The following is a 20,222-nucleotide window of genomic DNA, read 5'->3' as shown; positions in this document are numbered from 1 at the left end:
TTTGGTGTTTTTTGTTTTAAATATTTTCTCAAGAAAGAGGTTTTTATTTTTAATTTTAGTGTTCGTTGTTCTAATACAGATTTGTGATAGATAGTAGCAGAGAAAAAAAATGAAATTAAAAACGATAATCAGAAAAGCAGAGAATCAAGATTTAGACTTTGTTTATAAAGCAATCTGCGAACTCGAAAATGAAACGTTAGATTTTGACGTTTTCGAAACGATCTTCAATGAAAATAGTGCAAACCCAAAAAATCTGTATCTAATTGCCGAAAACGAAACAGAAGGTTTGGGGTTTATCAGCTTTCATACCCAGAATCTTCTGCATCATTGCGGATTGGTTGGCGAAATCCAGGAATTTTTCATTCATCAAAAATACCGTGGTCAGGGCGTTGGAAGATTGCTAATTAATGAGATTTTAAATTTTGCAGAAGAACATCATTTGAAAAGCATCGAAGTAACCACAAACAAAAAGCGAGTAGAAAATGTGGCGATTTATGAGAATCTGGGTTTTACTTTGAGTCACAATAAGTTTACGATTTATAGATAAACAAAGAATTATAAGTCTAGTTTCATTTCGACGAAGGAGAAATCTTCACGAGAAGCTCCATTCAGATTCGCTCCAATCTTTGTCGAGTTTCTTGCTAAGATTTCCTTTCCCGAAGCTTCGGGATCGAAATGACAAGATTGTGTTGAAAAATTCTGATGACTTTCCATTTTAAACCAATGAAAATAGAAAAAGCAAATATAACCGACAATGAAATTCTTACTGAAATAACCAAAAAGTCAAAAGCTTATTGGGGATATTCGGCAGAACAAATTCGGAAATGGGATAAAAATCTAACCATTTCTCAGGATTATATTAGAGGTCATAATGTTTTTAAGTTGGTCGATAATGATGTAATTATGGGTTACTACTCTTATGTTTTCAAGGATGAAAAAGTAATCGAACTGGATAATTTATTTATCTTGCCGGAACACATTGGAAAAGGATTTGGAAAATACCTGGTTCTCGATTTTTTAAACCGAATAAAAGAAGAAAAAATAGAAAGAATAATTCTTGATTCAGAACCTAATGCGGAGGAATTTTACACCAAAATGGGATTTGTAAAAATTGGAGCATTCGAAACGTCCATAAAAAATCGTTTCATGCCTATTATGGAGATGAAATTTATAAGATGAATTATATGTCAGACCTAACAGGTTTTTAAAACCTGTTAGGTCTCCTGGTAGAAGCAATAAAAGTATTATAAAAATGAAGCAGTTAAATATATCCATAAAACACAATTTTATAGTCGGTTTGCTGATTGGGTTATGGCTTTTTATTTTTGCTTTCATTATAAGACCTTTTGACGACGGAACTATTAATTTCAGAGCCTGGCTTTTAATCAGTTTTGGTTTTAGCGTTATGGCGTTTTTATGTTATGGTCTTTTAGCTGTAATCCAGAAAAGCCTTTATGAAAGAGTACAAAAGTGGAATGTGAGTTTAGAAATAACAGTTATTTTTTTGTTTTGTATACTGTATTTACTTGGCGTTTTTGCCTTTTATAAAAGTCCGGTTTTACATGGCGGTTATACTTTTTCCCAATTCTTCTCGATTATATTTATAAAAGTTGCTTTGATTTTGACGCCCGTAATTGTTCTTGCAAGAAGATATTTGATCAAATTGATTCCTGTTAAAGATGATATTTTGTTGTTTAAGGGAGAAAATAAATTAGATATTCTAAAAATCAAAAAGGCGGATTTAGTCTGCATTTCGAATGCGCAGAATTATGTTGAGATTTTTTATGTTGAAAACAATCAGCTTCGGTCAAAACTTATTCGGTCTTCTCTCAAAAAAGTGCAGGACGATTTTGATTTTCTGGTTCAGATACATCGTTCGCATTTAATAAATCCAATGCATTTTAAATCCTGGAGAAATGCAAATACCATTATTTTAACTCAAATTGAACTTCCGGTTTCTAAAAATTATAAAGAAACTTTATTGGAATTATCCGTTGTGTGAAATTAATTTAAACACATAGTCCCGATCCCGAACATTCGGGACGGGATAGATTTAGAAGGCGCAAAAAAGGCGTTTCACTTGTTTTAAACAAACATAAGTTTAGCTATGTGTTAGAAACTAGTTTCTTTTTAGTGTCTTTTCCAGGAATAAAATCTATGTTTCTATGTGTTGAATAAAAAATTATGAATTGCACCGAACGGGTTGGCACTATAATTTCATCCCTAAAACAATGTATTTCGTACCTAAGTCAGTAAAATAAGGCTTTGCAGAAATTTTTCATTTTAGTTTTGCTTCATCAATTTTAAAAATAAAGTATGAAAACAAAACACCTTTGCCTTCTCGGATTATTATTTTTCCTGATCAGTTATTTATTCTTTTCTAAAATTTTACCCAATTTTCAAAAACCAATTGATTTTGCGCATTGGTTTAATTTAATTGGCGCTTGTTTGTTATTGTCTTTTAATGACGCATTTCCTAAAACAAAAATTCATAAAGCGGCTTCTGTTTTGACAGCTTTAGGCGTTATTGCTCATATCGGGCTTTGTACCATCGATTTGATAATGTCAGGTTACGGAAATAACGAAATCGAAAAAGCAGAATTAAGTCAGCATATCAGTAATTCTCCAGGAATTTTCTATCCTTTTGTTGCAGTTGGTCCGTCTTTGCTTTTTCTTGGTTTGGCTTTGCACGCATTTGCTTTTATAAAAACGGAAACAATAAAAACTTTAATGGTAATTTTTGGCTCAGTTGCTGTTGGATTTTCGTTTTTTGTTTTGAAAGACGGAATTTATATGTTTTTGAGTTGTCTGGTTTTTGTTTTTGGACTGGGGCTGCTGCTTTATAAAAAAGAAACAGAAAAAGTACTGAAGGAATAAAAATCGTATTTTCGCTCCATAATCAAATTCAAAAAGATTGAAAAAACATATAAAATACCTAATTGCTCTCTTTCTGGCTTTTGTTGTGATTGCGGGCGATGGTACTTTATATGCTCAATCAAAATCGGCAGATTATTACCAGTCTTCATTTGTAGTTTCAAGAAGGGAATTAGATCTTAAAAGTTCTCGTGTCTATAAATTCGGGCAGATTGTTTCCTGGAATCAAATACGATTTTCAATTGTTTTAAAATTTCTGAATGTTGAAAATGTCTTTACTTTTCAAATTAAAAAACTGCTGAAGCAACAAAATCTGCTTCATCAAAAACTAACGTCATTGATAAATCAATCGGTTTTTATAAATGAAATAATCATTTCAAAACACTTCGGTAAAAGTTTATACAGCGCTTAAGAAAATTTATTTCTGAGGCTTTATGCGATCTCAAAGCATAAGATGAAATAATAATGTCTAATCATTTATCATTTTCAAAATGTATAAACAAAACAAACAAATACGTTTAGAGCGATCTAAGCGACCGCTTCTTCATTGGATAAAAAGAAAATTTGTAATTATAATAACGGCCTTTATGTTAGGAATGGCCAACGGAATGCATACGGAAGATACCCGAATTAAAGGCAGTCAAAATTATACCGAACAACATAAAAAGGATTGATTTTTTAATTAGAAAATTAGACAGTTTGGTAATTAGAGAATTATTTCTTTGTCTTGCGGCCTTTGTCAAAGTTTAACACTTTGACAAAGGTTTTGAATAAAATTCTGAAAATCAAAAATCATTTTTAGCAATATTTTTTGAGTTATTTTTTTTTTAATAGTTTTGATTAATTTCCTGCATCAAAAGTTTCATATGGATCGTAAAACCAGATTTTTTAAAAACGCCGTACTACTGCAATTTATCCCCCTTCTTTTACTTGGTTTTTTTATTGTTTTCAATTTCAGAGAGCAAAAAATACTGAAAATTAGAGAACTTCATCCTTACGAATTTAATTATGGCGAATTACTGCCTTTAATTTTTTTTGCTGTCTGCTGTATAGCTGCCCTTTTTACTTTGTTTTCAAAAACTCCGGATGCTCCGGAAGAGGATGAGGAAATTGTAAAAAGAAAACGTAAACAGAACTTTTGGAAATTTGCCTTCTATTGCAACGTTTTTTTATTGTTCGTTATTAGTCTGTTTTCAGTATTGGTTTTTCAAAAAGACGCTTTAATTATTGATCAGCCGGTTCATTTTTATGCCATAATTTTTTCTAGATTCCTGCTTGTTATTGTAATCAGTTTAGTTGTGGCTTCTTTTTTATTAGCGGCAGGCATTTATTGGAAAACAAATAAATCACTGGCTGCGGTTATCTTGATTTTTAGTTTCTTAATCCTAACCGTTTCGAGTGTTTTTGAATTGGTTTTTATTTCAGTATTTGTAGAAAATTCAGAAAGACATTTTATTGCTAAAGCACAAAAACAAACCGGAAATCAAGAAGAAGTTTATGAAGATTATGGCGAGAGCGACGAAGGTAACGACGAAAGCGATGACACTGCAGCTTTGTTATATGATTCCTGGATTTCTTTAATTGAGAATTGGGGCGGAACAAAAGGAGAGCATAATTTTTTTGGACTTAGACAATTGATACGTTATAGCAGGGAATATCATATTGAAGAAAATGAAAATTATTATCTCGTAGAATTCATTGATAATTTAAGAAATAAGCCAGATAAACTTTATTCTGAATTTGAAATATATAAACCAGTATTTTATAGTGCTGTATCGGATAAAACTTATCGAGAAGCCAATTTTGACAAAATAGTAAACGGATTATTACTGGCCTATGAGGATATTGGAAGTCAAAATGATAAATTGATTGAAATATATGGAGTTCTGGGAGCTGATCAAAAAAGTAATGATCCGTATCAGGAAGAATATTTTTCAAAATTTGAAAGCTATTTTTCTCCGGAAACCATTCAAAAGATTAAAGACTTAAAAACTTCTGCAGATCAGGATTATTATACTAAGGCAGATTTGATGTGGTTCTATGGTTTTTGGGCCAGAAGAAATAAGGAAGGAAATTTAAAAGAAGTAGTCTTGATTTTAAAAGAAATAAAACAACATTACGATCAAAATTCTGAAGAATGATGAAGTCTTATAAAATAATTTTAATAGTTCAGTTTTTCGTACTTGTTGCACTAGGTTTTACCTTTTCGAAGGTAGAGTATGGCGACTATTTTTCGGTAATTACAAAAATCCCATTATTCTTAATTGGCTTTTTTCCTCTTATTTTATTAGGGATTTCTATTCTGGTACAGCGATTAGTAATAACAGTTCTTTATTTGGACTCATCAAACAATGATTTTGAAAAAGAAGGTGAAGATAGATTTTGGAGCATTTCTTTTTATATCTATTTAATTTTTGGGAGTTTTATGTTTTTAACTTCTCTCATTGCTTTTGTTTTAAGTTTTAGAAGTGCAGCAGAAGAGTATAAAGTTTTTATTTTAAAACTCTGTGTTTTCATAGTTCTTTTAATGGCAGTAAGCTTCATTATTGGTCTTTTTTTAAAGGTAAAAGAAAAGGTCAATGAAGTAAGTAAAATGCTTAGCGCTTTATTGATTTTTCTTTCACTAATTCTTTTTGGAGGAGCTTTGTTTCTTGGAGTTGGAAACATGGCTACTTCGGAACTTTATTTAAATGTAATGTTTGACGCTATAAAAGTAATGCCGTTAGCAGATGAAAGACTGGCTTTAGTTGATAGCAGTACTGTAGAGGAAACTGAAGTAATTGGATCAGGAATGAAATATGTAGAGGATTATTATGGTTTTAGAGATATGAATACCTCTAATATAAAATCTACTGGATTTTTGAGGAATCGATACGAGGAAGAATATAGCGATTCCAGAATAAGTAACGAGATAAAATTTTTTTTCGCAGATTTTTTGTATGTAAGGAAAAACCAGTCTTTAACAGGTTATAGAAATGAAACTAAAATTGGGTTAGATGCTGATGAATATGTATATGAAGCGAAGCTTCTCACGGATAAGTTAAGAGAGAATCCTGATGAACTTAGAGAAGCATATGAAAGTTATAGACCAATTTTGTTTGCGCTCTTATCAAGAAATATATACAACGATTCAAATATAGATTTACTTGTAGAGGTTTTGATTTCTAGCAGAGATGATATTTTGCGTGCTGAAAATGAAAATAAAGGTGAAATAGAAGTAATTGATAGGATATATAAAACAATGACTTCTGGTGCTGAAAAAGAGTTTCCAAATGATCATTTTAGTCAAATCAGTCCTTTTGTTTCAAAAAAAACGTGGGGTTTGATCACGAGAAATTCCAGGCAAAATAGAAAAACGGACTATAATACTAAAGCGACAGCCGTTTGGATTTACAGCTTTTGGGCAAGAAGAAATCAGGAAGGAAATATGGATGTCACTTATGCGATATTGAAAGATGTTAAACAGCATTATCAAGCTTTTGATTCTCAATGATTTTTATAAAAGACTGCTCTATGGAATTCAAAAAAGATTATTGTAACCTTTGCCAAAGTTTTTGGTGCAATCTTGTTATTTCGACGAAGGAGAAATGACATACTGTGTATAAAACAAAAAAACCGAAGCGAAGGCTTCGGTTTTTTTATTGGAATTTGGAATTTCTTTATTGGAATTTAATTTACCCATTTATAGTATCTCGCCCCAATCAAAACGGGAATTTCTTTTTCTATTCGGTCTAAAACCCATTCGTTTTTCGGAGTTCTTACGCTTTGTTTTTGTTCTTTTTTATGAAGGCTTTCGTAAGTCTTGAAATCAATTTCTGTGCTTTCGGCTAAATTTTCGAAAAGCTTCACATTGGCTAAAGCCGATTTCCATTCCGGCTGAATTGTTCCTTCAAAAACTTTCGATTTCGATCCGCTTCCGTAAGCCAGGAAACCGAATTTAGTTCCGGAAACCTCTTTGTTGGTATCATAAAAATGAGCCAAAGTCGATAACAATCCCATGAAAATAGAACCTGTGTAAAGATTTCCAATTAATGAAGAAGCCAGTTCGGCAGGTTGTAATTTCTCGGTTACAAAACTTCTGTAAGCATCCGATTTTGCTACTTCTTTAATTTTGGTCTGATAATCTGCAGGAGTAATATCGTCGGTAATGATTTTTTCAGCACTGTCTAAAGCGTAAATTTCAGATAACATTCTTCTTCCCTGAAAAGAATAGGGTAGGTGCATTACAATACTATGCCAGGTGTTGTATAAAGTTTCGGCTGTATTTTTTAATTTTTTAAATGAAAAATACGCATTTCTGGTGCGGTCCATATAACATTGGTTGGAATATTGTCCGTCAAAAACCGGCTGGTCTTTATGGATTTCGATTTCGGCTTCTAGGTTGTCAAACCAGGAATCGTTATGGGTGTTTTTAGTGATTTCTTCTTTAGAAATGGTTCTGTATGGTTTAAAGAAATCAAAAACTCCTTTTGTGCTCGTTGCCCAATTGTCGTCAAAAGCAATGATTTTTGGGTCTGCGGTAATCAGCATCGCTACTGCCCCGGCACCCTGCGTATATTCTCCACCGGAATTCAAATCGTACTTGGCAAAATCAGAAGTAACAACAATTGCTTTTTTTGATGGATTTAATTTTACGAAATCCAGACAGTTCTGCATTGCGTCAACGCCGCCGATGCAGGCAAAAGTAAAATCTACAACATCGCATTCTGATAAGGAATCTTCACCAAATTTCTGCTCCATTAAGCTGATTAGGTAAGAAGCAATTGGTTTAGAACTATCAACACCGCTTTCGGTACCTACATAGATCCGGCTGATTTCTTTTAAATCGATTTTATTGTCAATGATAAGTCTGGTCAGGGCATTTGCTCCAAAAACAACCGCGTCCTGATGAACATCCGGAAATGTCATTTTTAATAATCCAAGGCCTTTTTCTAATTTTTCGGGTTCAATGTTTCTGGCAATGGCCAGGGTTTTTATAGGTAAGTGTATGTTGGCAACATCAAAAGAGATGGCATCAATTCCTGTTTTCATTCTGTTGTTTTTTGAAGGCGCTAAAGGTAAAACTATGTGGCGGAATGACAATTTTTTACTTAGATAAAATTTCGGGCCGGGATCACTTTTGAAGAAAACAAACCAAAACTTTGAATAAAATAACAATATGATAAATTTTTAGTAATCTACTTAGAGGCCAAATTTTGCCTTTGGACTTAAAAAGCAATAATTTGAGGTTTTCTATAGTGAATTATTTTTTAGCAGCTTTTGTTTTGTACGTAAAAGTACGTAGGTGATTGCTATTTTAAAATCATTATAAATAACAGCGAAATGGTTGTAGTTCTTTTGTAATTGAATTATTTTTGTCTAATTTTTTAAAACAAACTACTTAAACACTTATGGCACAATCTGCACTATTGAATGCTTCCATCTTAAAGAAAGTAGCTATGGCTCTTTCGGGAATATTCTTAATCACGTTTTTAGCGCTGCATGTTTCCTTAAACTTCATTTCTATTATTAGTGAAGATGTTTTTAACGAAGCTTCTCACTTTATGGGATACAATCCGCTGATTCAATATGTAATGCAGCCAGTTTTGGCATTTGGGGTAATTTTCCATTTTGTAATGGGATTTATTCTAACGGCTCAAAACAGCGCGGCAAGACCAATTGCGTACGCAAAATACAACGGAGCGGCAAATGCTTCCTGGAGTTCCAGAAATATGATTATTTCCGGATTGGTTATTTTGGCATTCTTAGGATTGCATTTTTATGATTTCTGGTTTCCTGAAGTAAGCTATAAATATATAGCAGGTACAGCACCGGATGCTACTAGGTATTATGGTGAGTTAGTTCACAAATTTCATGACCCGATCCGTACAGCATTGTACTGTGTGTCTTTTATCCTTTTAGGATTCCACTTATGGCATGGGTTTGCCTCTTCTCTTCAGTCTGTAGGGATGCACAACAAATACTCTCGATTTTTGGCAAAAGTAGGTTACTGGTTCGCAGTGGTTGTTCCGGCACTTTTTGTAATTATCGCATTATTTCATCATTTCAAACAATAATTAATATCAATTATAATGGCATTAGATTCAAAAATTCCAAATGGTCCTATAGCGGACAAATGGACAAATTATAAAGATCATATTAATTTAGTAAACCCTGCTAATAAACGTAATCTTGATATTATCGTGGTTGGTACAGGTTTGGCCGGAGGTTCGGCTGCGGCTACTCTGGCTGAGTTAGGATATAACGTAAAAGCATTCTGCTTCCAGGATTCTCCTCGTCGTGCGCACTCTATCGCGGCACAAGGAGGTATCAATGCAGCAAAAAATTATAAAGGTGACGGTGACTCCGTTTACAGATTGTTTTACGATACTGTAAAAGGTGGTGACTACCGTGCACGTGAGGCAAACGTTCACCGTTTGGCTGAGGTTTCTGCTAATATTATTGACCAGTGTGTGGCTCAAGGGGTGCCATTGGCTCGTGAATACGGAGGACTTTTAGATAACCGTTCTTTTGGAGGAACTTTGGTTTCCCGTACATTCTACGCACAAGGACAAACAGGACAGCAATTATTGTTAGGAGCTTATTCTGCAATGAACCGTCAGATTGGTCGTGGAAAAATCAAAATGTACAACCGTCACGAAATGCTTGACATTGTAATCGTGAACGGAAAAGCGAGAGGTATTATCGCTCGTGACTTAATCACAGGAAAAATAGAAAGACATTCTGCTCACGCGGTAGTAATTGGATCTGGAGGATACGGAAACGTATTTTTCCTTTCTACAAATGCTATGGGAAGTAACGCAACAGCGGCCTGGAAAATTCATAAAAAAGGAGCGTTTTTTGCAAATCCTTGTTATACACAAATTCACCCAACCTGTATTCCGGTTTCAGGAGATCACCAGTCTAAACTGACTTTGATGTCTGAATCTTTACGTAACGACGGTCGTATTTGGGTACCTAAAAAATTAGAAGATGCTCAGGCAATCCGTGAAGGAAAGAAAAAAGCAATTGATTTATCTGAAGACGAAAGAGATTATTTCTTAGAAAGAAGATATCCTGCTTTTGGTAACTTAGTTCCTCGTGACGTTGCGTCCCGTGCGGCTAAAGAAAGATGTGATGCTGGTTTTGGAGTTAACAAAACCGGAGAAGCAGTTTATTTAGATTTCGCTGCCGCTATCGAACGTTACGGAAAAGAAGCTGCTCACGTAAAAGGATTGAATGAAAATGACAAAGCTTTAGTTACTAAATTAGGAACTGATATCGTGAAAAGTAAATACGGAAACTTATTCCAAATGTACTTGAAAATTGTTGACGAAGATCCTTATGTAACGCCAATGATGATTTACCCGGCAGTTCACTACACAATGGGGGGAACCTGGGTTGATTATAACTTAATGACTACAATTCCTGGATGTTTCTCAATTGGAGAATCTAACTTCTCTGACCACGGTGCAAACAGACTTGGAGCTTCTGCTTTAATGCAGGGATTAGCTGATGGATATTTCGTATTGCCATATACTATCGGAGATTATTTAGCTCCGGATATTAAAATGGGACCAATTTCTACAGACTTGCCAGAATTCGTTGAAGCGGAGAAAGCTGTTGTAGATCAAATCAATAACTTCATCAATAACAACGGTAAACATTCTGTAGATTATTTCCACAAAAAATTAGGTAAAATTATGTGGAATAAAGTAGGTATGGCTCGTAATGCTCAAGGTTTAACCGAGGCTATCGAAGAAATTGCTGCTTTACGTGAAGAGTTTTATAAAGATGTAAAAGTTCCGGGAAGCGCTTTTGAATTTAATCAGGAATTAGAAAAAGCGACTCGTGTTGCCGATTTCTTAGAATTAGGAGAATTGTTCGCAAAAGATGCTTTACACCGTAACGAATCTTGTGGAGGTCACTTCCGTGAGGAATACCAGACAGAAGAAGGAGAAGCGCTTCGTGACGACGAAAACTTTGCATACGTTGCAGCCTGGGAATACAAAGGAAAACCAAGTGATGCCGTATTACACAAAGAACCTCTTAATTACGAAAACATTAAATTAGTTCAAAGAAGCTATAAATAGTATTTAGAAAAGTCTTAATACTTTTTTCTTAATACTTAATACTTATACAAAATGAAACTTACATTAAAAATATGGCGTCAAAAAAACGCTCAAGATAAAGGAGGGATTGTAGAATATCCTATCGATGGAATTGAACCAGACATGTCTTTCCTTGAAATGTTAGACGTTCTTAACGAAGGTTTAATCAACAAAGGAGAAGAGCCTGTAGCATTTGATCACGATTGTCGTGAGGGAATCTGCGGAATGTGTTCTTTATTCATCAACGGTGAAGCGCACGGACCAGACAGAGGTGTTACAACTTGTCAGTTGCACATGCGTATGTTTAAAGATGGTGATACGATTTTTATCGAGCCATTTAGAGCAAAAGCTTTCCCGGTAATTAAAGACTTAGTGGTTGACAGAAGTTCTTTTGACAGAATTCAGCACGCAGGAGGATTTATCTCTGTAAATACTTCAGGAAATACAATCGATGCAAATGCGATTCCAATTCCAAAAGCAGATGCAGATAAATCATTTGATGCTGCCGCTTGTATTGGATGCGGAGCTTGTGTGGCTACTTGTAAAAACTCTTCGGCAATGTTATTCGTTTCTGCAAAAGTTTCCCAATATGCTTTATTACCGCAGGGTAAAGTAGAGGCAACAGACCGTGTATTAAACATGGTGCACCAGATGGATTTGGAAGGTTTCGGTAACTGTACCAATACAGGTGCCTGCGAAATCGAATGTCCAAAAGGAATTTCGCTTGAAAATATTGCACGTATGAACCGTGAATATTTAGCCGCAAGCCTTAAAGGGTAAATCCAAAAACAATTTAGTATATTTAGAAAAAGCGTATCCGCCACAGTGGATGCGCTTTTTTGTTAGAATCACAACACTTTAATTTCATTAAAAATAGTGATGTGAGTATGCGGCAATCGTGCTACTTTTGATATTCAGGTTCTGTCTGTTTTTACCCAATAAACCGGAAATATTATGAGTGCTTTTAAAACTATTTTCTTCATTCAGGATACTTACCTGTACTACCAATTGTGTTTTGCCTGTGTTTTGCTGGTTTTACTGTCCCTGATCAGTGGTTTTTCGGAATTGGTGGTTAATCAGTACGGGTCTTATTTGTTTATTGGCTGTATTATCGCCGGTTTTTTTCTTTCTTTTTTTGCCGATGCCTACTGGCATTTTGTTTTAACATGGTTCTTGTTATCTGCTGCTCATTTTGTTTTCTGGAGCATACTGCTTATTATTTGTGATCGTTATGGCAAACCTTATAATGGCGATGGCTGGATCATAATGCTTCTTCCGGGTTATCTGCTTCCGCTTTTGGTGTTTTTTTCAATATTGATTAAGACGGGCAGGATGATCATCAGTAAATTTTAGTATTACTCATGAAACAGCTGCGATTCACTGATTTCCTGTTTTTCTTTTCCTTCCTGCTGAATAAAACAAGTTAAAGTAGTGCCGCCAACCTGATCAAAATAACTGATATTGAGTTTGTGAAAACCTTTTTCAAGTTTTACGGATCCGTACGCTTCATTGAGCCAATGGATACCGTCATTGTTTACGATAAGCTCATTGTCTATAAAAAGCTTCGATCCGTCGTCTGAAAGGGTCGAGAAAGTATAATTTGCTGTTTCTGGTACAAAGATATAGCCGTCAAATTTTAAACCAATATAGCGTTCTGATTTCGTTTTCCATTTTTCACTGCTTATTTTGCCTTCAAAAACACCTGAATTAGAAGGTCTGGATAATTCTAAATCCTGAACCTGCTGAAAGTTTCCGGTAAAATAGTCGTATTTCAGTCCTTTTTTTACGGGCTTCACGACCAGTGCCGGGTTTAAATCAGGATTTCTAACGATGATTTTGTTAATAGAACTTTTTCTTCCCCCGGGACTTATCTGAACCACTTTGATCGTACGAAATTCTCCTTGGGGGATATTAATTGTTACGGGTTTAGTGTAAAGTGCAGCGGTTTCGTCCGGGTTATATCCGTCAATAGTGTAAAAGATTTGTCCGTTTTTAATAGTGGGCTGTAAATCCAGTATGTATTTTGAGGCAATTAAAGCCGTTTCTTCCGCTCCAAAAGGAGTCGGTACTTTATACAGTCTTTTTTGGGCTTCCAGTTTTTGCAAATGATGCGAAATCTGATTTAAAATAAAACTGTTGTAGTTTTTGTTTTGAGGTTCTGTCCACGCAATCTCTGCCAGGGCAAATACTCTCGGATAAAGCATGTAATTGAGTTTGGCAGGATTTGTTAGATATTCTGACCACAGATTCGACTGGACTCCCATAATGTATTTTTGTTCCTCAACCGTCAGACTGTCTGCGGGAGTAGGATTGTAATGATAGATTTTTTCAACGGTGGTTAATCTTCCAATGGTTAAAGGTTCCTGTGGAGAATAACCCTGATTGTAATCCAGGTACACAACCTGCTCCGGATTCATGATCACAAAATGTTTTTGCCTGGCAGCAGCGATTCCGCCCGTTTCGCCCCGCCAGGACATCACGGCAGCATTTGGTGTCAGGCCGCCTTCCAGCATTTCGTCCCAGCCCAGAATTTGTCTTCCGTTTGCGTTTAAGAATTTCTCGATTCTGGTGGTCAGGTAGCTTTGTAATTCATGTTCGTTTTTTAAGCCTGAATCTTTGATTCTTTTTTGGCAGTTTGGGCATTCTTTCCATCTTGTTTTAGGGCATTCATCACCGCCGATATGGATGTATTTACCAGGAAACAACGCCATGACTTCGGTTAATACATCTTCTAAAAAGGTAAAAGTTTCTTCTTTTCCGGCGCAGAAAATATCTTCAAAAACACCCCAGGATTCTACTACTTTATAAGAACGGTCCGGAAAACAGGATAAATTAGGGTAAGCGGTTACAGCGGCTGTTGCATGTCCCGGCATTTCGATTTCCGGAATAATAGTCACATAATGGTCTTCGGCAAACTGAACGATGTCCTTAATTTCTTCCTGAGTGTAAAAGCCGCCGTAGGGATTTCCGTCAAAAAAATAAGGGAATCGTTCAAATTTATTGCCCACTAAAGTCTGTGCTCTCCAGGATCCGACTCCGGTTAGTTTTGGGTATTTTTTTATCTCGATACGCCAGCCCTGATCGTCGGTTAAATGCCAGTGAAAATTATTTAATTTATAATAAGACATTTGTGCAATAAAATCTTTTATGACATCGACACTGAAAAAATGACGGCAGACGTCAAGGTGAAGTCCTCTGTATCTGTATCTTGGCTCGTCTTTTATGATAACACAGGGTAGTTTTATTTCCTGATTTTTGATTTCGTCCGGAAAAAGCTGCAGCAAACTCTGTACGGCATAAAATAAACCCTCTTCCGTTCCGGTAACCGTTATCTTTTTAGATGTAATTTCGACGGTATAGGCTTCTTTTTTTAAATCTGAAGAAGGGGTTTTTGTGCGAAATAAAACTTCGATACTGCTTTTTTTACCGGAGGTATTTTGGTTTACCGCCGATTCAAAAAGCTGCGCCGTTTTAAGTTCTTTTTTGCTGAATGTCTTGTTTTCGAAAATGACTTTTATCCGGCCGTTTAAACGAATGCTGTCTCCTGATGCCTGATAAAAATTCGGCGCCGGAATTATTCGGTTGTTGGTAAAAGATGTTTGGGCATTTCCGAAGAAATAACAGAAAATCAAAAAGAAAAATAGACTTTTTTGCATGGTGACTTTTTTGTTTTGTTAAACAAATTTAAGAGTTATATGGAATTTTGCATTTTTTTTGCAAAAGACGTTTGTGTATAAATACCTTTAAAATAGTGTAATTAACTTTTTAATTACTTTGTGTTATAATTTGTTTCGCAAGAATATTGCATTTATTGTTTACATTTGTTCAAAAAAAGAATTCGCATGAATAATGATCATGAAGTGGTAAATTACACTAAGGAAGAACGTAAAAATCTTATTTTAAAAGAGATTAACCTGCATACCCGTGTAAGTTTCGAAACTCTTTCGGCCAAATTATTTGTTTCTGAAGATACGGTAAGACGTGATATAAATGAACTTGAGTCAGAATCTTTATTGATTAAGGTAAAAGGCGGTGCAATGACCAAAGCCTATCACCATACTTCATCCAATCAAACGTATGCAGGCGAATCTAAAAAAGTGATTGCACAAAAAACGTTAGGACTGCTGCGTGACGGAATGGTTTTGCTAATAGGAGGCGGAACTACCATTAGGGAATTCATCCGTTTAATTCCTAATGACTTAAATCTGACTATTTTTACGGTTACCGTTTTATCAGCGGTTGAACTTCTGGATAAACCCAATGTTAAAATTATCATGATTGGCGGCAGTATTTCATCCTACAGCCAAATGTGTGTGAGCGGCGATGTGTATAATCAGCTGGCCAATATTAAAGTCGATCTATTAATATTAGGAACCAATGCTTTGGATATCGAAGGCGGTTTCTCAGATTCTGACTGGGAAACGGTTCAGGTAAAAAAAGCAATGATTCAGGCTTCGGAAAAAACGGCAATCCTTACGATTTCCGAAAAACTGGATACAGTCCTAAAAATGAAAATTGCCAGTTTATCTGAAGTAGATTACGTCGTTACCGAAGTTGACCCGGGCGACGAAAAGCTGCAGGCTTATAAAAAGGCAGTTCCAGGTTTAGTTTTTATTTAATCCCAATTCTTCATTAAAAAGTTGATCCAGTTCTGGTGAAAGATTTTATTCAAATCTTCATCAGAATAGCCATGGTTTTTAAAAATCAGAACCAGTTTTTGCAAATCGGCAATGGTATTTAAATCATACGGAGACTGTTCTGTTCCAAAAGCGCCGTCAAGATCTGAACCCACACCAATGTGATTCGCATTTCCGGCCAGTTGGCAGATATGGTCCATGTGTTTGAAAACCGTCTCTAAACTACAGTTCATTTCTAAGGGCATCGAAATACCTCGTTCCCAATTCGGAACAAGCATCCAGGCATCCAAAGCACCGCCGATCACCGCTCCTCTCGAAATTAAAGCTTTAATCATTTCATCGCTGTACTGGCGATTGTGATCCACCAGACTTCTGCAATTGTTATGACTTGCCCAGACCGCTCCGTTAAAATGATCTAAAGCCTGCCAAAAAGCATCATCGCACAAATGTGTGGCATCCAGAATAATATTCAGTCGTTCCATTTCTTTTAATAAATCAAGACCGTTTTGATTCATTTTTCCCGTTGCGTCTGTTCCGTTTGCGTAACGTCCGGGGCCGTAATGCGCAGGACCAATTGCCCGTAATCCGTATTGGTATGCTTTTTCTATGTATGAAACATCAATTATAGAATCGGCACCTTCCAAACTCAAAATATAGCCAATTGGTTTTTTATCGTTTGGCGTTCCATCATTCCATACATCAATTTGTTTTAGAAGTGATTTTTTGTCTGTAATGGGTGTTATTTCTCCGGCTTCTTCCATGGCTTTGTACCATGCCAGCTGTCCCTGGGTTTGTGCCCAGGCTTGCTCAGGAGAATTCCAGCCCGGAATTAAACTGTCGGGTTTTACAAATCGCGCAATCTGCGTTGCTACCACAATTCCGATATTGCCTTTTCGCAAATCAGGAAAGGAAACCGTTGCACGTTCACGGTCCGGTTTATCGGTCATTCCTTTTTCTAAACTTCGTAATGCTGGAACATCATTTCTTAAATCACGATTCCATTCCATGGCATTCATACTCAGGTCTAAATGGGCGTCTATTATAAACATATATTCTGACTTAATTTTTTTATATATTAATTTCCCTGCTTCGGGCAGCCACTTTCCACTGATCGCAAATTTGATGTCCTTTGTTTACCACCTGCACAGTATCATAAAGGGCGCAGGTAGGGCAGACGTGATAGGGAAGTGCATATAGCGTGTCGCCAATTTTGTATTCGTTTTTCCCCTGGTTTTCCAAAATCAAATGTTCTTCTGAATGGGCTGCTGGGATTAGATTTTCATCATTTAAAATCACTAATCGTTTATCAATCGGATTTTCTGAAGAAACGGCTTTATAGCCAATATCAATGCAAAGCGTGGAATTTGTTGGTTTTGAAATTACGGTCCCGACGATCACCAAAGCGGGTTTGAATTTTTGTTCGGGTAAATTGGACTGATAATTAAAATCCCAAAAAACAAAAGTTCCCGGACTGCATTCTACATTTTCCTGAGAGGCATAAAAAGGAAATGTATTAGAACCGCCGGCCACTATTTTTAATTCGTAACCCAGTTTTTGTTCGATTGCTTCTGTTTTTTCCTTTATTTCAGAAAATGAGTTTGAAGCCGCATTGGTTCGTTCCTCAATACTGCCTTTTAAGTGACCGTCGTAAATGTGAATACCTTCAAAATGAAGGTTTTTTAATTGAATAATTTGATCTGTTAAAGCAGTCCAGTTTTCCGAAATCGAAAACCCTGTCCTGTTCATTCCGGTATTCAGATCCAGATAAATGTTTAAGACGGTATTATGTTCCGCTGCCGTTTCATTTAAAACTTTCGCTGAATCCGGATTGTCTGTAATGGTCGAGAAATTGACGTTTGGATATTTCTGAAGCAGCGAAATCCATCTTTCGGTTTTAATTCCAACAGGCTGATAGGCAAGAAGAACATCCGGGATTTCGTGAATCGCAGCAAGTTCAGCTTCCGCAATTGTGGCACATTTTACTTTTTTGATATTGTAAATTTTAAATAATTCGAGAATCTCCCCAATTTTATGCGTCTTAATATGAGGTCTCAGTTTTAAAGTGTCGCCATTTACAGAACCAATCAGACGTTCCAGATTAAACCGGATACGATCTTCGTAAACGGCTAAAAAGGGTGTGTCCACCAGAATGTCGGATTTGATTTTCCACCAGTTTTCTTCCATAATCTCAGTTTCTTGTTTTTTCTACCACTTCGGTTAAATTTTGAAAAGCCAGTAAAGCCTTTTCATAGTCCAGGTTTGACAGCATTTCTTTTGAAAACAGGTTCGAACCAATTCCCACACAGACAACACCCGATTTGAACCAGGACTTTAAATTGCTTTCTTCAAGGGTTACTCCGCCGGTAGGCATTATTTTCAAACCCGGAAACGGTGCTCTTATCGCTTTTACATAACCCGGACCGCCTATTTTATCTGCCGGAAAAAGTTTCACTACTTCAGCTCCCAGTTTATTGGCATGAAGAATTTCATTTAAAGTAGCGGCACCCGGAATCCAGTAAATATTATTTTGAAGACAATAAGCTCCGATTTCAGGATCGGTATGCGGGCAGACAATACAATCAGCACCAAGCTGATGATATGTCTCGGCTTCGGCTAAATTTAAAATGGAGCCAACAGCTATTTTAACGTCCAGATTGTTTTCTTTTCTGAAGTTTATCATTTGCGAAAAAACTTCTTTTGAATCTTCTGCACGGGCAGCAAACTCGATCATTTTTATGCCAGCATCAGCCGCTGATTGCAATACGATTCGGGCTGTTTCAATATTAATTTGGGTTACCAGCGGTAATACCCCCTGTGTTTTTAAAATGCTGTACATATTTCTGTTTATCTGTTAATTCTGTTACTTGTGCCATTTTTAATATAGTGGCTTATTTCATTAGGACTGCTGATGGCAAAATCTCCATGTATGCTTTGTTTGATTACACCGCAGGCCGTCGCCCATTCAATACATTCCTGTCCGGACAATTGGTTTGATAAACCATACAATAATCCGGCATTAAAAGCATCTCCCGATCCAATCTGATCGGTTACGATATGCAGTTTATGTTCGGCTGTCTGGTAAAAATTGTCTTCATGCAGTAATAGTCCTTTGTACAAATGTGCCGGTCCGTCTGATTTTCTAAAACTCATGGCCAGCGTTTTCAAATAAGGCATTTTAACTTTTAATAATTCGAATGTTTTTTGAAAACGATTTTCATCGGATTCGTTCCGGGCTGTTTTAATTCCGAAATAAATTTCGATCGCGTCCAGATCGGCAACCGTTATCGTGCTGTATTGAAGCAGATCGGGCATAATCTCTGAAGGGTGCTTTCCGTACTGCCATAATTTGGAACGGTAATTAAAATCAGAAGAAATAGGAAGCCCTTTTTTGTGGGCTGTTACTATGGCTTCTTTACAGGCTGAACCGGCTTCGTAAGAAACTCCCGGGCTTATTCCGGACCAGTGAAAATGAGTAACATCTTCGAGCACCTGATTCCAATTGATATGATCTTTTTGAATAGCAGCAAAAGAGGAATTACTGCGGTCGTAAATAACCTGCGACTGTCTGATCTGGTTTCCGGATTCTACAAAATACAAGCCTAAACGTTCTCCGCCATACACACATTTCGACGTGTTTACTTTGTGTTTCTGAAGTTCGTTTAAGGCCAGCTGTGCCAGATCGTTTTGAGGCAGTCTGGTGATATAATCTGTTTGAATACCAAGCTGGGAAAGTAAAACACAAACATTGGCTTCGGCACCTCCTGTATAGACTTGTATGTCATTGGCCTGTGTAAAGCGGTTTCCATTGGCAACATTCATACGGAGTAGTAATTCTCCAAATGCTGCTATTCTTGTTTGTGGGGTAATTGTATTCATGATTTTTATTTTTTTGCCACAGATTATACAGATTCAAAAGGATTTTTTAGTATTGTACTTAAATCTTTTGCCACGAATTATACCAATTTTCACGAATAAATTTTAGCATACTGATTTGTGCTGATTAGTGTAATTCGCGGCAAAAAGAAATTCGTTTAATCTGTGGAATCTTTGGTATATATTTAATCTAATGTAACCACAGACTTAGGATTAAATTATTTTCCTTAACCAATTCAGATTGCTCTTTAATCTTTGTCGCCTGTGGTATATTCTTTTTTAAAATAATTCGAAAACAGCTTCTACTTCAACTGGAATATTGTCCGGCAGGGAGCCCATTCCTACGGCGCTTCTTACGCCAATTCCGTTTTCCTGCCCCCAAACTTCGGCAAACAACTCGCTGCAGCCGTTTATAACATAAGGATGCCTTAAAAAATCACTGCTGCAGTTCACCATTCCCAAAACTTTTATAACCCTTTTTACTTTGTTCAGGCTTCCAAAATTGGTTACAATAGTCGAAAGCATGGTTAGTCCTACCTGTCTTGCGGCCAGTTTTCCTTCTTCGATATCCATGTCGTCGCCAATCCGGCCGATAATTAAGGATTTGTCATCTCTAACCGGACCATGACCCGAAAGATACAGATATTTACCATCAACTAAATAGGGTTTGTATATGCCCAGCGGCTGAGGTGCCGGAGGTAAGGACAAACCAAGGGTTTCAAATTTTTCCTGAGGTAATAAGTTCATG

20 protein-coding genes are annotated in these 20,222 nt (G+C 36.2%); 12 read left to right on the top strand and 8 right to left on the bottom strand.

The annotated features are described in order from the left end of the window. The first annotated feature begins 109 nt into the window (after positions 1–109). A complete protein-coding gene (locus ACODST_RS09740; protein ID WP_488931921.1) occupies positions 110–547 on the top strand; it encodes a GNAT family N-acetyltransferase in 438 nt (145 codons plus the stop codon). Positions 548–555: 8 nt separating this feature from the next. Here the strand turns inward: ACODST_RS09740 and ACODST_RS09735 are convergent, their stop codons facing one another. Next, positions 556–714 carry a hypothetical protein gene (locus ACODST_RS09735; RefSeq protein WP_488931920.1) on the bottom strand — a complete coding sequence of 53 codons (159 nt, stop codon included), beginning with the start codon at positions 712–714 and terminating at the stop codon, positions 556–558. Between the two features lie 9 nt (positions 715–723). On the opposite strand from ACODST_RS09735, the gene ACODST_RS09730 reads away from it, so the two are divergent. The 6 genes from ACODST_RS09730 (at position 724) to ACODST_RS09705 (ending at position 6,367) form a co-directional block, all read left to right on the top strand. Next, positions 724–1,179, top strand: coding sequence for a GNAT family N-acetyltransferase (locus tag ACODST_RS09730; RefSeq protein WP_488931919.1), 456 nt, complete (start codon positions 724–726; stop codon positions 1,177–1,179). Positions 1,180–1,252: 73 nt separating this feature from the next. Then, positions 1,253–2,002, top strand: a complete 750-nt coding sequence (locus ACODST_RS09725; RefSeq protein ID WP_488931918.1) for a LytTR family DNA-binding domain-containing protein — start codon at positions 1,253–1,255, stop codon at positions 2,000–2,002. A gap of 314 nt (positions 2,003–2,316) precedes the next feature. Beyond that, on the top strand, positions 2,317–2,877 hold the full coding sequence (locus ACODST_RS09720) for a hypothetical protein (protein WP_488931917.1): 561 nt from the start codon (positions 2,317–2,319) through the stop codon (positions 2,875–2,877). Between the two features lie 37 nt (positions 2,878–2,914). Further along, positions 2,915–3,286: a hypothetical protein gene (locus ACODST_RS09715; RefSeq protein WP_488931916.1), complete on the top strand. Its 372-nt coding sequence runs from the start codon at positions 2,915–2,917 to the stop codon at positions 3,284–3,286. A gap of 454 nt (positions 3,287–3,740) precedes the next feature. Continuing rightward, the gene (locus ACODST_RS09710; RefSeq protein WP_488931915.1) at positions 3,741–5,015 is read left to right on the top strand and encodes an MFS transporter; all 1,275 of its coding nucleotides are present in this window, start codon (positions 3,741–3,743) and stop codon (positions 5,013–5,015) included. Beyond that, the gene (locus ACODST_RS09705; protein WP_488931914.1) at positions 5,012–6,367 is read left to right on the top strand and encodes a tetraspanin family protein; all 1,356 of its coding nucleotides are present in this window, start codon (positions 5,012–5,014) and stop codon (positions 6,365–6,367) included. The genes ACODST_RS09710 and ACODST_RS09705 overlap by 4 nt, the downstream gene beginning before the upstream one ends. Positions 6,368–6,543: 176 nt before the next feature. On the opposite strand, the gene ACODST_RS09700 is transcribed toward ACODST_RS09705, so the two are convergent. After that, positions 6,544–7,905 (bottom strand): hydroxymethylglutaryl-CoA synthase family protein, encoded by a 1,362-nt coding sequence (locus ACODST_RS09700; protein ID WP_488931913.1) that lies wholly within the window; start codon positions 7,903–7,905, stop codon positions 6,544–6,546. 359 nt (positions 7,906–8,264) lie between these two features. On the opposite strand from ACODST_RS09700, the gene ACODST_RS09695 reads away from it, so the two are divergent. The 4 genes from ACODST_RS09695 (at position 8,265) to ACODST_RS09680 (ending at position 12,317) form a co-directional block, all read left to right on the top strand. After that, positions 8,265–8,930: a succinate dehydrogenase cytochrome b subunit gene (locus ACODST_RS09695; RefSeq protein ID WP_488931912.1), complete on the top strand. Its 666-nt coding sequence runs from the start codon at positions 8,265–8,267 to the stop codon at positions 8,928–8,930. Between the two features lie 15 nt (positions 8,931–8,945). Further along, a complete protein-coding gene (locus tag ACODST_RS09690) occupies positions 8,946–10,946 on the top strand; it encodes a fumarate reductase/succinate dehydrogenase flavoprotein subunit (RefSeq protein ID WP_488931911.1) in 2,001 nt (666 codons plus the stop codon). A 51-nt stretch (positions 10,947–10,997) separates the two neighbouring features. Beyond that, entirely contained in the window at positions 10,998–11,744 is a 747-nt protein-coding gene (locus tag ACODST_RS09685; RefSeq protein WP_488931910.1) for a succinate dehydrogenase/fumarate reductase iron-sulfur subunit, read from the top strand. Positions 11,745–11,918: 174 nt separating this feature from the next. After that, the gene (locus ACODST_RS09680; RefSeq protein WP_488931909.1) at positions 11,919–12,317 is read left to right on the top strand and encodes a hypothetical protein; all 399 of its coding nucleotides are present in this window, start codon (positions 11,919–11,921) and stop codon (positions 12,315–12,317) included. 2 nt (positions 12,318–12,319) lie between these two features. Here ACODST_RS09680 and ACODST_RS09675 read toward each other — a convergent pair whose 3' ends face one another. Further along, complete coding sequence (locus ACODST_RS09675; protein ID WP_488931908.1) at positions 12,320–14,620, bottom strand: family 20 glycosylhydrolase; 2,301 nt, start codon at positions 14,618–14,620, stop codon at positions 12,320–12,322. Positions 14,621–14,806: 186 nt separating this feature from the next. On the opposite strand from ACODST_RS09675, the gene ACODST_RS09670 reads away from it, so the two are divergent. Continuing rightward, positions 14,807–15,583, top strand: coding sequence for a DeoR/GlpR family DNA-binding transcription regulator (locus ACODST_RS09670; protein ID WP_488931907.1), 777 nt, complete (start codon positions 14,807–14,809; stop codon positions 15,581–15,583). Here ACODST_RS09670 and ACODST_RS09665 read toward each other — a convergent pair. The 5 genes from ACODST_RS09665 to ACODST_RS09645 form a co-directional block, all read right to left on the bottom strand. After that, positions 15,580–16,650, bottom strand: coding sequence for a dipeptidase (locus tag ACODST_RS09665; protein ID WP_488931906.1), 1,071 nt, complete (start codon positions 16,648–16,650; stop codon positions 15,580–15,582). The two genes, ACODST_RS09670 and ACODST_RS09665, sit on opposite strands and share 4 nt — an antisense overlap. Before the next feature lie 19 nt (positions 16,651–16,669). Continuing rightward, positions 16,670–17,785 (bottom strand): D-TA family PLP-dependent enzyme, encoded by a 1,116-nt coding sequence (locus ACODST_RS09660; protein WP_488931905.1) that lies wholly within the window; start codon positions 17,783–17,785, stop codon positions 16,670–16,672. Positions 17,786–17,789: 4 nt separating this feature from the next. Further along, positions 17,790–18,437 (bottom strand): bifunctional 4-hydroxy-2-oxoglutarate aldolase/2-dehydro-3-deoxy-phosphogluconate aldolase, encoded by a 648-nt coding sequence (locus ACODST_RS09655; protein WP_488931904.1) that lies wholly within the window; start codon positions 18,435–18,437, stop codon positions 17,790–17,792. 8 nt (positions 18,438–18,445) lie between these two features. After that, on the bottom strand, positions 18,446–19,477 hold the full coding sequence (locus tag ACODST_RS09650) for a PfkB family carbohydrate kinase (RefSeq protein ID WP_488931903.1): 1,032 nt from the start codon (positions 19,475–19,477) through the stop codon (positions 18,446–18,448). A 276-nt stretch (positions 19,478–19,753) separates the two neighbouring features. Continuing rightward, on the bottom strand, positions 19,754–20,221 hold the full coding sequence (locus ACODST_RS09645) for a RidA family protein (protein ID WP_121359933.1): 468 nt from the start codon (positions 20,219–20,221) through the stop codon (positions 19,754–19,756). Position 20,222 lies beyond the last annotated feature (1 nt).

The organism is Flavobacterium sp. FG19 (assembly GCF_057809475.1).
The sequence above is the reverse complement of the archived record's forward strand: the minus strand, read 5'-3'. Positions and strand labels throughout refer to the sequence as shown.

Excerpts from the sequence above, each read along its gene's own strand:
- ACODST_RS09740 (WP_488931921.1), top strand. The coding sequence starts at position 110 with ATGAAATTAAAAACGATAATCAGAAAAGCAGAGAATCAAGATTTAGAC.
- ACODST_RS09735 (WP_488931920.1), bottom strand. The coding sequence starts at position 714 with ATGGAAAGTCATCAGAATTTTTCAACACAATCTTGTCATTTCGATCCC.
- ACODST_RS09730 (WP_488931919.1), top strand. The coding sequence starts at position 724 with ATGAAAATAGAAAAAGCAAATATAACCGACAATGAAATTCTTACTGAA.
- ACODST_RS09725 (WP_488931918.1), top strand. The coding sequence starts at position 1,253 with ATGAAGCAGTTAAATATATCCATAAAACACAATTTTATAGTCGGTTTG.
- ACODST_RS09720 (WP_488931917.1), top strand. The coding sequence starts at position 2,317 with ATGAAAACAAAACACCTTTGCCTTCTCGGATTATTATTTTTCCTGATC.
- ACODST_RS09710 (WP_488931915.1), top strand. The coding sequence starts at position 3,741 with ATGGATCGTAAAACCAGATTTTTTAAAAACGCCGTACTACTGCAATTT.
- ACODST_RS09705 (WP_488931914.1), top strand. The coding sequence starts at position 5,012 with ATGATGAAGTCTTATAAAATAATTTTAATAGTTCAGTTTTTCGTACTT.
- ACODST_RS09700 (WP_488931913.1), bottom strand. The coding sequence starts at position 7,905 with ATGAAAACAGGAATTGATGCCATCTCTTTTGATGTTGCCAACATACAC.
- ACODST_RS09695 (WP_488931912.1), top strand. The coding sequence starts at position 8,265 with ATGGCACAATCTGCACTATTGAATGCTTCCATCTTAAAGAAAGTAGCT.
- ACODST_RS09690 (WP_488931911.1), top strand. The coding sequence starts at position 8,946 with ATGGCATTAGATTCAAAAATTCCAAATGGTCCTATAGCGGACAAATGG.
- ACODST_RS09685 (WP_488931910.1), top strand. The coding sequence starts at position 10,998 with ATGAAACTTACATTAAAAATATGGCGTCAAAAAAACGCTCAAGATAAA.
- ACODST_RS09680 (WP_488931909.1), top strand. The coding sequence starts at position 11,919 with ATGAGTGCTTTTAAAACTATTTTCTTCATTCAGGATACTTACCTGTAC.
- ACODST_RS09675 (WP_488931908.1), bottom strand. The coding sequence starts at position 14,620 with ATGCAAAAAAGTCTATTTTTCTTTTTGATTTTCTGTTATTTCTTCGGA.
- ACODST_RS09670 (WP_488931907.1), top strand. The coding sequence starts at position 14,807 with ATGAATAATGATCATGAAGTGGTAAATTACACTAAGGAAGAACGTAAA.
- ACODST_RS09665 (WP_488931906.1), bottom strand. The coding sequence starts at position 16,650 with ATGTTTATAATAGACGCCCATTTAGACCTGAGTATGAATGCCATGGAA.
- ACODST_RS09660 (WP_488931905.1), bottom strand. The coding sequence starts at position 17,785 with ATGGAAGAAAACTGGTGGAAAATCAAATCCGACATTCTGGTGGACACA.
- ACODST_RS09655 (WP_488931904.1), bottom strand. The coding sequence starts at position 18,437 with ATGTACAGCATTTTAAAAACACAGGGGGTATTACCGCTGGTAACCCAA.
- ACODST_RS09650 (WP_488931903.1), bottom strand. The coding sequence starts at position 19,477 with ATGAATACAATTACCCCACAAACAAGAATAGCAGCATTTGGAGAATTA.
- ACODST_RS09645 (WP_121359933.1), bottom strand. The coding sequence starts at position 20,221 with ATGAACTTATTACCTCAGGAAAAATTTGAAACCCTTGGTTTGTCCTTA.